Source organism: Burkholderia sp. PvR073 (genome assembly GCF_054055695.1).
Map to the genome: position 1 here is coordinate 254,125 of NZ_JBSRXO010000008.1, position 15,071 is coordinate 269,195.

Annotated in this window: 11 protein-coding genes; 9 read left to right on the forward strand and 2 right to left on the reverse strand. The window is 67.8% G+C overall.

Features of this window, described 5'->3' with window-relative positions; all coding sequences use genetic code 11:
* Nucleotides 1-227 precede the first annotated feature (227 nt).
* The 6 genes from ACVK00_RS23650 to ACVK00_RS23675 all read left to right on the forward strand — a co-directional run bounded on the left by ACVK00_RS23650 (nucleotide 228) and on the right by ACVK00_RS23675 (nucleotide 7,123).
* On the forward strand, nucleotides 228-1,010 hold the full coding sequence (locus tag ACVK00_RS23650) for a Crp/Fnr family transcriptional regulator (RefSeq protein ID WP_284893989.1): 783 nt from the start codon (nucleotides 228-230) through the stop codon (nucleotides 1,008-1,010).
* 168 nt (nucleotides 1,011-1,178) lie between these two features.
* The gene (locus ACVK00_RS23655; RefSeq protein WP_284893988.1) at nucleotides 1,179-1,430 is read left to right on the forward strand and encodes an acyl carrier protein; all 252 of its coding nucleotides are present in this window, start codon (nucleotides 1,179-1,181) and stop codon (nucleotides 1,428-1,430) included.
* Entirely contained in the window at nucleotides 1,427-2,623 is a 1,197-nt protein-coding gene (locus ACVK00_RS23660) for an acyl-CoA dehydrogenase family protein (RefSeq protein WP_228909764.1), read from the forward strand. Before ACVK00_RS23655 ends, ACVK00_RS23660 begins: the two co-directional genes overlap by 4 nt.
* Nucleotides 2,620-3,591, forward strand: a complete 972-nt coding sequence (locus tag ACVK00_RS23665) for an amino acid--[acyl-carrier-protein] ligase (protein WP_284893987.1) — start codon at nucleotides 2,620-2,622, stop codon at nucleotides 3,589-3,591. The genes ACVK00_RS23660 and ACVK00_RS23665 overlap by 4 nt, the downstream gene beginning before the upstream one ends.
* Complete coding sequence (locus ACVK00_RS23670; RefSeq protein WP_284893986.1) at nucleotides 3,588-4,643, forward strand: DUF1839 family protein; 1,056 nt, start codon at nucleotides 3,588-3,590, stop codon at nucleotides 4,641-4,643. The genes ACVK00_RS23665 and ACVK00_RS23670 overlap by 4 nt, the downstream gene beginning before the upstream one ends.
* Before the next feature lie 38 nt (nucleotides 4,644-4,681).
* The gene (locus ACVK00_RS23675) at nucleotides 4,682-7,123 is read left to right on the forward strand and encodes a glycoside hydrolase family 2 protein (RefSeq protein WP_456826961.1); all 2,442 of its coding nucleotides are present in this window, start codon (nucleotides 4,682-4,684) and stop codon (nucleotides 7,121-7,123) included.
* Nucleotides 7,124-7,168: 45 nt separating this feature from the next.
* On the opposite strand, the gene ACVK00_RS23680 is transcribed toward ACVK00_RS23675, so the two are convergent.
* A complete protein-coding gene (locus ACVK00_RS23680; RefSeq protein WP_166722732.1) occupies nucleotides 7,169-8,560 on the reverse strand; it encodes a sigma-54 dependent transcriptional regulator in 1,392 nt (463 codons plus the stop codon).
* Nucleotides 8,561-9,966: 1,406 nt separating this feature from the next.
* On the opposite strand from ACVK00_RS23680, the gene ACVK00_RS23685 reads away from it, so the two are divergent.
* Both ACVK00_RS23685 and ACVK00_RS23690 read left to right on the forward strand, forming a co-directional pair.
* Nucleotides 9,967-10,551: a GNAT family protein gene (locus ACVK00_RS23685; RefSeq protein WP_228910075.1), complete on the forward strand. Its 585-nt coding sequence runs from the start codon at nucleotides 9,967-9,969 to the stop codon at nucleotides 10,549-10,551.
* Entirely contained in the window at nucleotides 10,548-12,128 is a 1,581-nt protein-coding gene (locus ACVK00_RS23690; protein WP_228909760.1) for a mannose-1-phosphate guanylyltransferase/mannose-6-phosphate isomerase, read from the forward strand. Before ACVK00_RS23685 ends, ACVK00_RS23690 begins: the two co-directional genes overlap by 4 nt.
* A gap of 40 nt (nucleotides 12,129-12,168) precedes the next feature.
* On the opposite strand, the gene ACVK00_RS23695 is transcribed toward ACVK00_RS23690, so the two are convergent.
* Nucleotides 12,169-13,458, reverse strand: a complete 1,290-nt coding sequence (locus tag ACVK00_RS23695) for a right-handed parallel beta-helix repeat-containing protein (RefSeq protein ID WP_284893985.1) — start codon at nucleotides 13,456-13,458, stop codon at nucleotides 12,169-12,171.
* 373 nt (nucleotides 13,459-13,831) lie between these two features.
* On the opposite strand from ACVK00_RS23695, the gene ACVK00_RS23700 reads away from it, so the two are divergent.
* Nucleotides 13,832-14,893 (forward strand): glycosyltransferase family 2 protein, encoded by a 1,062-nt coding sequence (locus tag ACVK00_RS23700; protein ID WP_284893984.1) that lies wholly within the window; start codon nucleotides 13,832-13,834, stop codon nucleotides 14,891-14,893.
* Nucleotides 14,894-15,071 lie beyond the last annotated feature (178 nt).

The following is a 15,071-nucleotide window of genomic DNA, read 5'->3' on the forward strand; positions in this document are numbered from 1 at the left end:
ATTAATTCACGAAAACATGAACTTCAAATCCACATAACATTTTGATTTTCATCGAATCGTCAAACTTTGTGAAATGACGTAATGCGAAATTTATCTAATTCAATTGCGTGCTAGCCTTTTCCCACTATCGGCATTCGAATTCCGACGAACACAAATCCGCACGCGCGTGCTAAATCCCTCGTGGGTGCCGCCGCGCGATGCGCGATCGCCCTTTACGAGGATGCGCCGTGACTCACCAGGCCAATGACGCCGTCGCCCACGCGAGCGGCATGATCGAGCTTTCCCACAGCTTCGACGCCAACCGGTTCCTCGCCGCCGTCGACCGCGACGAACGCGCCACGCTGATTGCCAACCTTCAGCTCGTGCATCTGAAATCGGGCCAGGTGCTGTGCGAACCCGGCGAAATGCTCACCGCGGTCTACCTGCCCGTCACGACGGCGATTTCACTGCAGTACGTGTCGACCGGCGGCATGACGCTGGAAGTTGCCCAGATCGGTAGCGAGAGCGTCGTGTGCGACGACGTGATCGGCGGCAGCGGCCGGATGCCGTGCCGCGCCGTCGCATGCCGCGACGGCTTCGTCTACCGGCTCGACCGGCGCATCTTCGCCGCCGCGTTCGACGCGTCGCCGGTGATTCGCCATCTCGTGTTCGTCTGCGTGCGGCTGCTGATGGCGCAGGTCGCGCAGATCACGTTCTGCAGCCGCCATCACGTCCTCAAACATCAGTTATGCAGATGGTTCCTGCTCGCCTACGACCGGTCGCGCAGCATCGAGATCCAGGTCACCCACAGCATGCTGGCGCAGATGCTCGGCGTGCGCCGCGAGACAGTCACGGACGCAGCCGGGGAGATCCAGAGGCTCGGCCTGATCCGCCAGTACCGGAGCTCGATCGTGCTCGCCGATCTGGCCGGCCTCGAGAAACTGTCGTGCGGCTGCCGCGCGATCGTACGCGACGAGATGAAGCGCATCCTGTCGGCCGACTCGGGCGTGAGCGCCGCGGCGCGCGCGTGACGCGCACGGCAGGTCGGCGCTCGCGGGCGCGCCGGGTCAGCCGATTGTAGGGTGGCGAACAGAACGCCGTGCGTGCGAATGGTCTACTGATGCCGGGCTGCCGGGGGGATGTCAGCGCGCGATGCGCGTCCGCCCGAGCGGACGACACCACGCACGCCGGAGCAGCACGTGAAAAAAGACATCAGAACCATCCTCAAGCACGTCGCCCATCTCGAAGCCGCGATCGATTCGATCGGTGACGGGAACGACCTCTACGAAGCGGGCCTCTCCTCGCTCGACACGATCCAGCTGATGCTCGCGATCGAAAAGCAGTTCAACATCGAGATTCCCGACGAGATGCTCAACCGCAACCTGTTCCGCAGCATCGACGCGCTCGCGGACACGATCGCGACCCTGCAACGCTCCGAGCATTCCGCATGAGCGCGCTACTTCCCGAGCTCGCGGCCGACGACGAAGCCCGCCGGCTCGACGAGGCCGCGCATGCGGTCGCGCAAATCGCCGCCCAGCACGCGGATACCGTCGATCGCGACGCGCGCTGCCCCGTCGAGGCGATCGAGGCCATGCGCGCGCGCCGCCTGTTGAGCGCGATGGTCCCGACCCAGCTTGGCGGCATGGGCGCGTCGCTGGCCGACATCGCCTCGGCATGCTCGATCCTCGGCCAGGCCTGCGCATCGTCGGCGATGGTGTTCGCGATGCACCAGATCCAGGTCGCATGCATCGTCAACCACGCGGCCGACCAGGGCTGGCACAAGCTGTTCCTGCAGCAGCTCGTGCGCCATCAATGGCTGCTCGCGTCGGCGACGTCGGAGGACGGCGTCGGCGGCAACCTGCGCGCGAGCCAGTGCGCACTCGAAACCAACGGCGGCGAATTCCGGCTGCACAAATCCGCGCCAACAATCTCGTATGGCGACTACGCGGACGGCATCCTCGCGACCGCACGGCGCGATGCCGACGCGCCGGCGTCCGAACAGGTGCTCGTCACGCTGCTGCGCGACGGCTATACGCTCACGCGCCGCGGCGAATGGGACACGCTCGGCATGCGCGGCACCTGCAGCAACGGCTTCGTGCTCGACGCCCACGGGGCGACCGTGCAATGCCTGCCCGTGCCGTTCGCGCAGATCGCCGAACAGACGATGGTGCCGGTTTCGCACATCCTGTGGGCGGCGGTGTGGATCGGCGTGGCCGGCGACGCGTTCCACCGCGCGCACCAGTTCTTCCGCGCGCAGGCGCGCCAGACCGACGGCGCGCCGTCGCCCGCGTCGCGGCGCATCGCCGAATCGCTGGCGCTGATGCAGGCGATGCAGGCGCGCGTCGACAACGTGCTGCGCCTCCATTCAAGCGCGTCTACCCGCTCGTGGTCGGCCGGCATGGCCTGGGCCGCGGAGATCAACACGCTGAAGACCTATGTGTCGTCGACGGCGCTCGAGGTCGCGCAGCAGGCCATGATGATCTGCGGAATGGCCGGCTACAAGCACGGCACGCCGTTCAGCATCGGCCGCCACCTTCGCGACCTGCAAGCGGCGCCGCTGATGATCAGCAACGACCGCATTGCCGCCAATACCTCGAGCCTGCTGCTCGCACTGCGTCCCGCGACGCTGGAGAAACATTCGTGAACGATCGCCTCGCCGTACCCTCCGCCTCCATCGCGTCCGACGCGCCGCTCGATCGCGCAGGCGTCAATCCGCTGCGCGACGCGTTGATCGATGCGGGCCTGCTCGTGTCGACCGGGATCCAGGGCCTGTTCGGGCGCAGCGAGCGGTTCGAGCGCGTCGTCGAAGGGCTCGACGCGTTCGTCACGCGTCTGGGCGCCGACCAGCAGGCCGAAGTGCTGCGCTTCCCGCCGGCGATGAGCCGCACCGAATTCGAGCGCAGCGAATACATGAAGAGCTTCCCGCAACTCGCGGGCAGCGTGCATGCGTTCTGCGGCGACGAACAGCGGCACCAGCGCGTGCTGCAGTGCCTCGATCGCGGCGAGGACTGGACCGAAAGCCAGAAGCCGACCTACGTCGTGATGACGCCGGCCGCCTGCTACCCGGTCTATCCGGTCGTCGCGCGCGCGGGTGCGCTGCCCGGCGACGGCCGCATCGTCGACGTGTTCTCGTACTGCTTCCGCCACGAGCCGTCGCTCGACCCGACCCGCATGCAGCTGTTCCGGATGCGCGAATACGTGCGGATCGGCACGCCCGAGCAGATCGTCGCGTTCCGCGAGACGTGGATGGAGCGCGGCACGCGGATGATCGAGGCGCTGCGCCTACCGAACGCGATCGATCTCGCGAACGATCCGTTCTTCGGACGCGGCGGCAAGATCGTCGCGAACAGCCAGCGCGAGCAGAACCTGAAGTTCGAGCTGTTGATTCCGATCGAACACGACGACCGCCAGACCGCGTGCCTGAGCTTCAACTACCACATGGATCACTTCGGGCTGCTGTGGGACATCCGCACCGCGACGGGCGACGTCGCACACACGGGCTGCGTCGGTTTCGGCCTCGAGCGGCTGACGCTCGCGCTGTTCCGTCATCACGGCTTCGATCTCGACGCATGGCCGCCTGAAGTTCGCGACGTGCTGTGGGGCACGCGATGAAATTCGTGTCCCGCGACGGCGAGGACGCGTCGTTCGAGGACGTGCGCCATCGCGCACGCCACTACCGGCCGCACCCGCTGCACAGTCAGGAGATGGTCTGGAAACAGACCAACTGCTACGTCGACATGTGGCTCGAGGTGCTCCGGTGGTGGGGCCTGAATCCGTACGCGGCACTGCCATTTACGATCGCGCTCGATTTCGAGGGCGACCAGTTCACGTTCTTCAAGTTTCCGCACGACGAACTGGAGCGGCTCTACGGGATCGTCGTGCAGGAGCACTCGATCTACGAACCGCTCGACCAGCACATCGAGACGCAGGTCGCGCGCGGCCACCTGATGATCGTCGAGGTCGACGCGTGGTTCCTGCCCGACACCCGCGGCAGCAGCTACCGCGCGCAGCATACGAAGACGACGATCGGCATCGACGCGATCGATCGCACGCGCCGCCAGATCGGCTACTTCCACAACAGCGGCTATTACGTGGCCGAGGATTTCGACTACAACGGCCTCGTCGGCGGCAACTCGCCGATGCCGCTGCCGCCTTACGTCGAATGCGCGAAGCGTCGCTTCGCGCCGCTCGACGAGCGCGTGCTGTGCGAAGTCTCGCTCGCGTCGCTGCAGCGGCACTTGCGCCGCCTGCCGGTCGTCAATCCAATCACGGCGTTCCGGCGCCAGTTGCGGATCGATACGAAGTCGCTCGCCGATTCGCCGCTCGAACGCTTCCACGCGTACTCGTTCAATTCGGTGCGGCAACTCGGCGCGAACTTCGAACTGTTCGGCCATTACACGCGCTGGCTGCAGGCAAGCGGCTGCGTCGGGCCGTTCGCCGAGATTCGCACCGCCTGCGACCGCATCGCATCCGAGGCGATGGTGCTGGAATTCCGGCTCGCGCGAGCCTGCGCGCGCGGCAAGGAAGAACGCGGCGACGCGACGCTCGACGCGATCGAAGCGGCTTACACCGACCTGATCGACTGTGCACGGCAGATCGCCCCGCCGCTGCGGCATGCGGTGCCCGTTCGCGTCGACGCGGCTCCCGTGCCGGTGATGCGGTGACGCGCACGCGTGCCGCGCACGCCGCGCCTGCGTGGTCGATGCTCGCAACGGCCGCGGGCGCCGTGCGCGGGCCGCTCGACCTCCCCGCCGACGGCTGGATCGCCGCCCCCGCCCCCGGCACGGTCGCGCAAGCGCTCGCGCTGGCCGGCCAGCCTGACGATACGGCGTCGCTCGACGAGCGCGACCACTGGTATCGCGTCGAACTGCGCGGACACGGGCCACGCGTGCTACGCTTTCACGGCCTCGCGACGCTCGCCGAGGCATGGCTCGACGATGCGCCGATCCTGCGCTCGGACAACATGTTCGTCGCGCACGACGTGCCCGTGTCGCTCGACGGCACACACCGGCTCACCCTCTGCTTCCGCGCCCTCGCGCCGCACCTGCGCGACGCGCGCGCATCGCGCCGTGCACGCTGGCGCACGCGGCTGGCCGAACCGGCGACGCTGCGCACCGTTCGCACGTCGCTGCTCGGGCACATGCCCGGCTGGTTTCCGCGCTGCGTGCCGACCGGACCGTGGCGGCCCGTCGACGTGCTCGACCCGGCCGACGGCCCGGTTCTCGTCCATTGCGACCTGCATGCGCGCATCGACGGCGACACCGGCTGGCTCGATGCGGAACTCGCGTTCGCTGCTCCGCTGCCCGATGCGTTCGCGGCCCGGCTGTCGTGCGGCGAGCACCACGCGACGCTCGAACGCATTGGCGCTGACCGGCTGCATGCGAGCGTCGCGGTGCCGAACGTGCGCCGCTGGTGGCCGCACACGCACGGCGAACCGGTGCTCTACGACGTCGCGCTGCACATCGGCGCCGAACGGCGGCCGCTCGGTGCGACGGGTTTCCGCACGATCGAACCGGACGCCGGCGACGACGGCAAGGGGTTCGGGCTGCGCGTGAACGGCGTGCGCGTGTTCGCGCGCGGCGCTTGCTGGAGCAGCGCCGACCCGCTCGCGCTGCACGCGGACGACGCGACCTATGGCCGTTTGCTCGGGCACGCGCGCGACGCCGGCTTCAACATGATTCGCGTCGGCGGCACGATGACCTACGAGGCCGACGCATTCCATGCGTGGTGCGACCGGCTCGGGCTGCTGGTGTGGCAGGACTTCATGTTCGCGAACTTCGACTACGCGCTCGACGATCGCGCGTTCGCCGACGCCGTCGATCGCGAAGCCGAACAGTTCCTCACGCGCCACCGCGCGTCGCCGTCGCTCGCGGTGCTGTGCGGCGGCAGCGAGATCGCCCAGCAGGCCGCGATGTCGGGGCTCGGGCCGAAGCAGCGCTTCCTCGAACTGACCGCCGAGCGCCTCGCCGGCCATGCGGCGGCACGGCGGCCCGACGCGCTTTACGTCCCCGACTCGCCGGACGGCGGCGCACTGCCGTTCCTGCCGCGCGAGCGCGTGTCGCACTACTACGGCGTCGGCGCGTACCTGCGCCCGCTCGACGACGCGCGCCGCGCCGACGTGCGCTTCGCGAGCGAATGCCTCGCGTTCGCGAACGTGCCGTGCGACGCGATGCTCGCGAGCCTCGGCTGGCCCGGCGTTCATGAGCCGCGCTGGAAGGCGGCCGTGCCGCGCGACCCCGGCACGTCGTGGGATTTCGACGATATTCGCGATCACTATCTGCAGACGCTGTATGACGTGGCGCCCGACCGCCTGCGACGCGAGGATCCGTCGCGCTACTTCGAGCTGTCGCGGGCGGCGATCGCGGACTTGATGCGCGACACCTTCGCCGAATGGCGGCGCACCGGCTCGCGCTGCGCGGGAGCGCTCGTCTGGCAGTTCCAGGACGTGATGCCGGGCGCCGGATGGGGCTTGATCGATGCGACGCATCGGCCGAAATCGGCGTGGTATGCGCTGCGCCAGGTGCTTCAGCCGGTGCAGGTCCTGCTCGTCGACGAAGGGCTGAACGGCCTCGACGTGCATGTGATCAACGAGCGACCGGCGCCGCTGTCGGCGGCCGTCGAGCTGGTCGCGCTGCGCGACGGCCGCACGCCGGTCGCGCGGGCCGGCGGGCCGGTCCGGATCGCGGCGCACGACACGGTGCGGCTCGGCTCGGCCGAATTGCTCGGCCGCTTCTTCGACTGGACCTACGCGTATCGCTTCGGCCCCTGCGAGCACGACACCGTCGTCGCGACACTGCGCGCCGACGATGGCACGCTGCTGTCGCAGGCGTTCTACTTCCCGTCCCGCACACATCCGGCCGTGTTCGCACGCCGCGAGCCCGGCATCGAGGCATGTGTGTCGCGCATCGGCGACACGTGGCACGTCGACATCGACACGCGCCACGTCGCCCGTCACGTACAGATCGACGCGCCGGGCTTCGTGCCGCGCGACGACTGGTTCGATCTCGCCCCCGGCACGCCGGCACGCGTCGCGCTCATGCCGCTCGCCGACACGGGCGACCGAGCGGCCGCCGGCGCGCCGCCGACCGTCGATATCCGCGCGGTCAACGCCGCACGAACCGTGCGCGCCGCGCCGGCCGGCTGACGCGGCCGGCGTCGCCCGTGCGGTTGCGCGGCCGCGCCGCGCGCGTCAGTCCGACGACCCCGTACCGCGCGGCCGCTCGATGCCGTACGCTTCCATCCAGCGATAGAGCGTCGCGCGCGATACGCCGAGTTCGCGCGCGGAAGCAGCGACGCGGCCGCGCGTGCGCAGCAGCGCCGTTTCGATCGCTTCGCGCTCGATCGACTTGCGGATGTCGGCAACGGACGGCGAAGCCGCGTCGAGACAATATTCGAGTTCGAGATCCTGCGCGGTGATCAGGCGACCTTCCGTCATCACCACCGCGCGCCGCACACGGTTGATCAGCTCGCGGACATTGCCCGGCCAGTCGTGCTTGTAGAGCGCCGTGATCGCATCCGTCGAGAAGCCGCGCACGCGATGGCGCGCGTCACCGCGAAAGCGTTCGAGCATGTGATGCGCGAGCAGTTCGATGTCCTTGCCGCGCGCACGCAGCGGCGGCTGGTCGATGCGCATCACGCACAGGCGGTGGAACAGATCCGCGCGAAACCGCCCTTCTTCCATCGCCTCGCGCAGGTCGACGTGCGTGGCGGAGACGATCCGCACGTCGACCGGCACCGGATCGCTGCCGCCGAGGCGATGAATCGCGCGCTCCTGCAGGAAGCGCAGCAGGCTCGCCTGGCTCTCGTGCGGCAGGTCGCCGATTTCATCGAGCAGTAGCGTGCCGCCGTTCGCGGCTTCGACGTAGCCGGCCTTGCGCGCGTTCGCGCCTGTAAACGCGCCGCGCTCGTAGCCGAACAGTTCCGATTGCAGCAGGTGCGGCGGGATCGCGCCGCAGTTGACCGCGACGAACGGGCCGTTGCGCCGCTCCGAATGACGATGGATCGCGACGGCCGTCAGCTCCTTGCCGGTTCCCGTCTCGCCGAACACGAACACCGGTGCGTCCGTGCGCGCGAAACGCCGCACCGTATCGAACAGCCGCAGCATCGCGCTGCAGGTGCCGACGATGCCGTTCTCCTGCGATTCGAGGCGTTCGCGATCGCGTGCGAACAGGCATTCCATCCCGTACGCATGGCCGACCGTGTCGGCGATCCGCTGATGCGACGCCGGCAACGTGATGTAGTCGAAGCAATAGTCGCGCAACAGCGCGCGCACGTTCGGGGACGCGGTCTGACCGGTCTCGACCAGTGCGACCCACACGACATCGCGCATCGACGCGCAGGTGGACGCGATGCTGCCGATCGCGTCGGCGTGGCCGCCGCTCAGGTCGAGGATGCCGCAGGTGATTTCGCCGGAGGTGTCGCGCAACTCGCTCGCGTGCGCGACGATCGTCACCTTCCAGTCGCGTCGCGCGAGTTCCTTGCGAAGCATGACGGACGGTGACTGCGTCCAGTAAATCAAAGGACGCTGCCCGGTAGTCCTCCCCGCGCCGGCGCTCTTATCGCGCGTTATTGGCATATTCATAGCGAACCATCACTTTCTCCACTCTGCGAACCGTTCGCGTGCGCTGCGGGCGGCGGCGCATGGCCGCCGGTCCGTGCTGCGTTTCCGCAGCTTTGGCGAAGATCGAAACTGCACACGGCGAGAGCCCCCGGAGGTCGAGCCAGATTTCATCCGGCCTCGTTGTCATCGAACTCGAAGGGAACGCGCGGCCGCGGGAGCCACGGCGTTCCGGCTTTGATGCGACGCGCCGTCAGGCGGAGCACGTCGGCAAACGGGAATTCCGTCCGCATTTGCGTCGCGTCGTACACGACAGTCGCGCTCGATGCTGAACTGGACGGCCGCCAACCCGCTTTCGGAATGGCTGACTCATTTCATCCACTCCTGAATTTACACCCCGTATCGAGAGGGCTTGTTACCAAACGATAAACATCGATTCAGCCGGTTACGCTACCGCCCCGCCGGCGCGGCCGCATTTAGCGACTCAGATTTGATTATCTACGACCATTCGCATCAATCAGTGGCAAATACTACTTTTCTGCAAGATCGGCACCGCCTATTGCCTGCGATTCTTGACGAAATCGCGTGTAAGAACCGCGCAGTGTTTTTCAGGCGTCGGTAATCGCATTCCTCGCGCGACACCGGAATGTCACATCGAATGCCGGCGAATCGCGCGCGGTCGTTACATCGTCGTAACGAAGCGCTTGGCCGTCGCGCACCGGGCCGGGCGTCGCCGCCCCGTACCGGGTCGGCCGATCGCGGCTTTCGCGCCGCGGCGGTGCATCGGCGATCGCCGGCAAACCTGTTGTGTCGTCCACTTCATTGCGCGACGCAGCATGACCGCCACGCATGACGCGCACCCGCTGTCGCTGCCGTCGCGCCAACGCGACAGGCAACGCGACGGCGCGGGCCTGAATGCGAATCGAAAGAGTCGGGCAACGCGCAGTAGCAAGTATGCACGTGCCGGCCGGTGCGCCGAAACAACGGTGTCCGAATGACGGACCTGCCCCGCGCGAGGAAATCGATGAAGCAGCAGACGTGAGCCTGCATGCGGCAGTCGACCGTATGCGCCCAGCGCCGCGATGTACGAGCCGTCGGTCGTGAGCAGTCGCAATCTTCAAGTACAACCCCCGGTTCTTCAATCGCGTTCGATGCCGGCGACCCGTGCTGCGTGCTTCGCAGCGGACCGTCGCGACAGGCTAATTATGGAAAAGCCTCCACACGGCCATTGTGTGCTACCGCACATTGCTCCGCTCGCGCCACGCGGATGCGCCGCGCAGCCCGCGCCGGCCCGCGTGAAACGGGTGGGTGAGTAGGCTTTCGAACAGACCGGCGCACGCCGCATCCGCATCATGGGCATCGCCGCGCCGTACCGTACGAACGCGTTCGTGTGGTGCTGCGTGCTGAAGGATTCCCACGAGGACCGCATCATGGAATGGCATTGTTGTGAATTCGAACATCTGAGCGCCGTCGATCTCTATGCAATCCTGCGCTCGCGCAACGCAGTGCTGGTGGTCGAGGACGCGCACACGCATCTCGACATCGACGGCAAGGATGCGCATGCGCTGCACGTGTTCGCGCGCATGCACACGGGCGACATGATCGAAGTCGTCGCGTACGCACGCGTGCTGCCCGGCGACGACGTCGATCCGGACGTCGTGATCGACAAGGTGCTCACGAGCGAGGCATGTCGGGACGACGCCACCCTCGAGCAGCTGATGCAGCGCGCGCTCACGGCCGCGCAGGCCGCATGGCCCGACGTGGCGGTACGCACGCACGTTCCCGCTCAGCGCCAGGCATTCTACAAACGCTTCGGATTCCGCAAGGCCTACGGCCCCTATCTCGAACAGGGCGCGCCGTTCGTCGGTCTCGTCCGGCCGGCCGACCGCGCCGCCGGTGCGCTGCGCAAGCTGCTGTCGCGGACCGTCCCGGCGCCGCGCTCGCGAAACGAGGACGCGCGCGCCGACGGTCGCACGCACAACCGGCTGCCCGCCGATACCGGAGCCAATCGATGACCCCTACCCTTCGCCCGGTTCCCGAACCCGAGCTGCCCCGCATCCTGCCCGTCATTCTCGCCGGCGGTTCGGGCACGCGGCTCTGGCCGCTGTCGCGCGAGCAGTATCCGAAGCAACTGATCGAGCTGACCTCGAACGAATCGCCGCTGTCGGCGACCGCGCGCCGCCTGAACGGCATCGCGAACGCGTCGCTCGGCGACACGCTGCTGCTGGTATGCGGCGAACAGCATCGCATCATGAGCGCCGCTCAGGTACTCGGGCGCGCCGCGCCCGCACGCATCCTGCTCGAGCCGGCCGCGCGCAATACGGCGCCCGCGCTGACGCTCGCGGCGCTCGACGCCAATGTGCTCGCGGACGATCCCATTCTCGCGGTCATGCCGGCCGATCACGTGATCGGCGACGTCGGTGCGTTCCACGAAGCGATCGGGCGCGCGGCGCGCTACGCGCAGGAAGGCGCGATCGTCACGCTCGGCGTGCTGCCGCGCCGCGCGGAAACCGGCTACGGCTACATCCAGGTCGGCGAACCGCGCGCCGGCCGACTCGGCGGACAGGGCGGCTATACGATCGGGCGCTTCGTCGAGAAGCCGAACGCCGCGCTCGCCGAGCGCTACCTGCATTCGGGCGACTACTGGTGGAACAGTGGCATCTTCGTCACGCGCGCATCGATCTGGCTGAAGGCGATCCGCGCGCTCGCGCCCGACATTCATGCGGCCTGCGACGCGGCATGGCGTGCGGGCATCGCCGAGGATCCGTTCTTCCGGATCGACGCGGCGGCCTTCGACGCCTGCCCGGCCGACTCGATCGACTACGCGGTCATGGAGCGCCTCGCGGAGAACCCCGACCTTGGCATCGAAGGCATCGTGGTGCCGCTTTCGGCCGGCTGGTCGGACGTCGGCACCTGGGATGCGATCTGGGAAATCATGCCGAAGGACGATCAGGGCAACGTCGCGCGCGGCCCGATCGTGTTCGAGGACACGCAGGACAGTTTCGTGCGCTCGGAAGGCCGGCTGATTGCATGCGTCGGGATGAAGGACGTCGTCGTGATCGAGACGCCGGATGCGGTGCTGGTCGCGAACAAGCACGACGTGCAGCGCGTGAAGAACATCGTCGCGCGCCTGAAGACCGAGCAGCGCCCGCAGGCGAGCGAGCACCGCAAGGTGCAGCGGCCGTGGGGACACTACGATTCGATCGATCTCGGCGAGCGGTTCCAGGTGAAGCGGATCGTCGTCGAACCCGGCAAGCAACTGTCGCTGCAAATGCACTATCACCGCGCCGAGCACTGGATCGTCGTACGCGGCACCGCGAAGGTCACGCGCGGCGACGAGACGTTCCTGCTCAGCGAGAACGAATCGACCTACATTGCCGTCGGCGAGGTCCATCGTCTCGAGAATCCCGGCCGGATCCCGCTCGAGATCATCGAGGTACAGTCGGGCGACTATCTCGGCGAAGACGATATCGTGCGGTTCGACGATCGGTATGGACGACCGGTCGTCGGTACCGCGCCGCCGGCGCCATGTTCACCGTGCGAACCCGACGAGCCGCATGAGGAAGCGGCGGAACGCGACGCCGTTCGCTAAGCGCGTTCGACAGGCGCGTGCGAATCGCGGCGGCGCGCGGTCAATCTATGCTTCGCTGCGACCAGCGCGCCTGCCTGACGGCCTCGCGCACGCGCGGCAGCGATGACGGATCCGCGCCGAGCGCGTCGGCAGCGGTAGCCGTCGACTGATGCGCCGCGGCACACGTCGCCCCTTTCACCGGGTTTGCCGAGGACTTCGACGGCCCATCGCTCGCGCAATCCTTGCCGGGGCCGACCCGCACCGCCATCCCGCCGATTCCCGACAGCTGGTTGTCCGCGAGCCGCACGCCGGACACGTTTCCCCACAGGCGAATGCCGTCGAAGCGCGCATTCGACACGCGGTTGCCGATCACGGTCACACGCGACACCGAACCCGACCACGTGCTGACCTCGATTGCCGCCTGCTGCGTGATCGGGCGCGGATCGGTGCGGCCCGTCGCCGTCTGGATGTCCGCGATCACGTTGTTCTCGATGCGGACGTCTGACGCGCCGTAGGTGCGGTTGCTGTCCTCCTGCGCGACGAGAATCCCCGCGCTCACCTGCACGTTGCGCACGATGTTGTTCGAGATGGTGACATTCGCGCCGCCCACCACCGTGATGCCCCGGCCCCACGGGTTGCCTTCCAGCGAATTGCCGGTAATCAGCACGTTGCGCGTCAGCACGCCTTCCGCCTGGTAACTCACCACGGCGATCATGTCGTCGCCGGTGCCGCGCACGACATTGCCCCGCACGAGCACGTCGTGCGAACCATGCGTCATGTGAATGCCGTCGGCCAGTGTCGACAGCACCTCGTTGCCGACGATCGCGACCTCCGCGCCGCCGAACACGAAGATGCCGGCGCCGGCGCCGCCGTCGATCACGTTGTCGAGCACCTGCACGCCGCGTCCCGTGACCTCGACCTTCGTCGATTCCGGTGTCGTCAGGCGCGTCGTGCCGGTGCCCGCCAGGCGGAAGCCGACGAGCGCCGTACCGTCGCCGCGCATCTCGACCGTCTGATCGTCCGCGGTGGTCGCGATCAGCGTCGCGCCGTAGCCCGACACCACCACATTCGGCTGTCGCACGACCAGCGAACGGCCGACCACGTATCGCCCCGGTGCGAATATCAATCGCTGGCCCGGCTGCAACGCGTCCAGCGCATGTTGCAGCATGTCGGCCTGATCGGCCACGTCCGCGGCGGGACGCACGTATGCGTCCGGCACATTCGCATGAAGCGCGCCAGGCGCACGCGCGCCGGACGCTGCCGCAGCACCATCCGGCCAGGACAGTGCGCCTGCCATGCACATGCCGGCGATCAACGCGCAGGCGCGGAACGAGCATTGCGAGCTACGCATATCGAATCGTTTCCTCCGGAATGACATCTCGCCCGTCGGCCTGCGCATGCGAATCGCCGCGTGCCGGCCGAGTTGTCCGCCCGCGACACCCTCGTCGCAGCGGACGACGCGATACATTCGATTGAATCATTCGATCCGGCCGGGTGTCGGTGCGTCAACAGACCGATGCGTCCCGCCTGCGCGGCGCGCTGCCGCGTGCCGGTCGACGATTCGTCGCGCTTTCACGCGGCGCGTCGCCGAACGGTAGGCTCGCGAACCGAGCGCCGATCCGCGATGCGTATCATGGCCACCATACGACGTGGCCGCGCTCCGGCGTCGCCGCAAGGCACCGGACGTGCGGACCGTCCGCTCTTCGCTCGTCCAGAACCCGTTCATGACCGACCTGACCATCGCCATCTGCAACTACAACCACGGCGCATACCTGCGCGACGCGATCGATTCGGCGCTCGCGCAGACGCCGCACGGTGTACGCGTACTGGTCGTCGACGACGGGTCCACCGACGATTCGCGCGACATCATCCGCTCATATGGCGAGCGCGTGACGGCGGTGTTCCAGGAAAATCGCGGTCAGGTCGCCGCATACAACCGCGCGCTCGAGCATGTCGCGACGCGCTACGTGATCCTGCTCGACGCGGACGACCTCCTCTATGCGGACGCCGCGGCCCGCGTGCTGGCCGCGTTCGCGTCCGGCGACTTCGTGAAGGTCCACTTCCGGCTCGACGTGATCGCGCGGGACGGTGCGATGACCGGCGCGAGCGTGCCGCAGTCGGCCGTCGACACCGATTGCGGCCGCCTGTTGCGCGCGGGCTGGCTGTATCCGTCGCCGCCCGCGTCCGGCAACGCGTACCGGGTCGACGCGCTCAAGCGCATCTTTCCGGTGCCCGTCACGGCCGACAACCTGCACGGCGCGGATTTCTATGCGATCTACGGCATCGCACTGCTCGGCGCCGTGCACATGATCGACGCAACGCTCGGCGGCTATCGCGTGCATCAGCATCCGGATCTACGCCCGGCCGGCGGCGCAGCCGCCGACACGCCGGCCCTTGCACTCACCAATTCGGAAGACGCCGCGACGGGCGCGCTGAAGGCCGAACGCCGCTGGTCGACACTGCGCATGCTCGCCGGCACGCGGCTGCACGAAGCGTTGCCGATCGCGCCGCTCGACTTCGCGATCGAGAAGGCCCGCTTCGCCAGCACGCTGTATCACGCGCCGCTCGTGCGGCGCTGGCGCTGGTTCCTGTGCGAATCCGGACGCTACTGGCATACCGTGCTGCGCAATCCATTCTGGCGTCCGGCGAAAAAGGTGGCCGTCGCCGGGCTGTCGCTCGCCTGCCTGCTGCCGTCGTCGACGCTCAGCAACCGTGCGATTCGCTATATCTCCAATCCCCTCGCCCGCGTGCGCAAGTCGTCCGGGCAGCGCGTCGGCACACGATAGCGTCGTCGGGCCGTGACGTCCGGCGTCGAATCGCCTCTTCGGTAAGCCATCGCACCCAATGGATCGCGCATGCGCTGCACAATGATCCGGACCAGTGGATTCACGCGCACTGACCGGACTTCGCCGATACCTCGTCCCCAGTCGCCGTAGTCGAACGCGGTATTGATTCGTCGCGCTG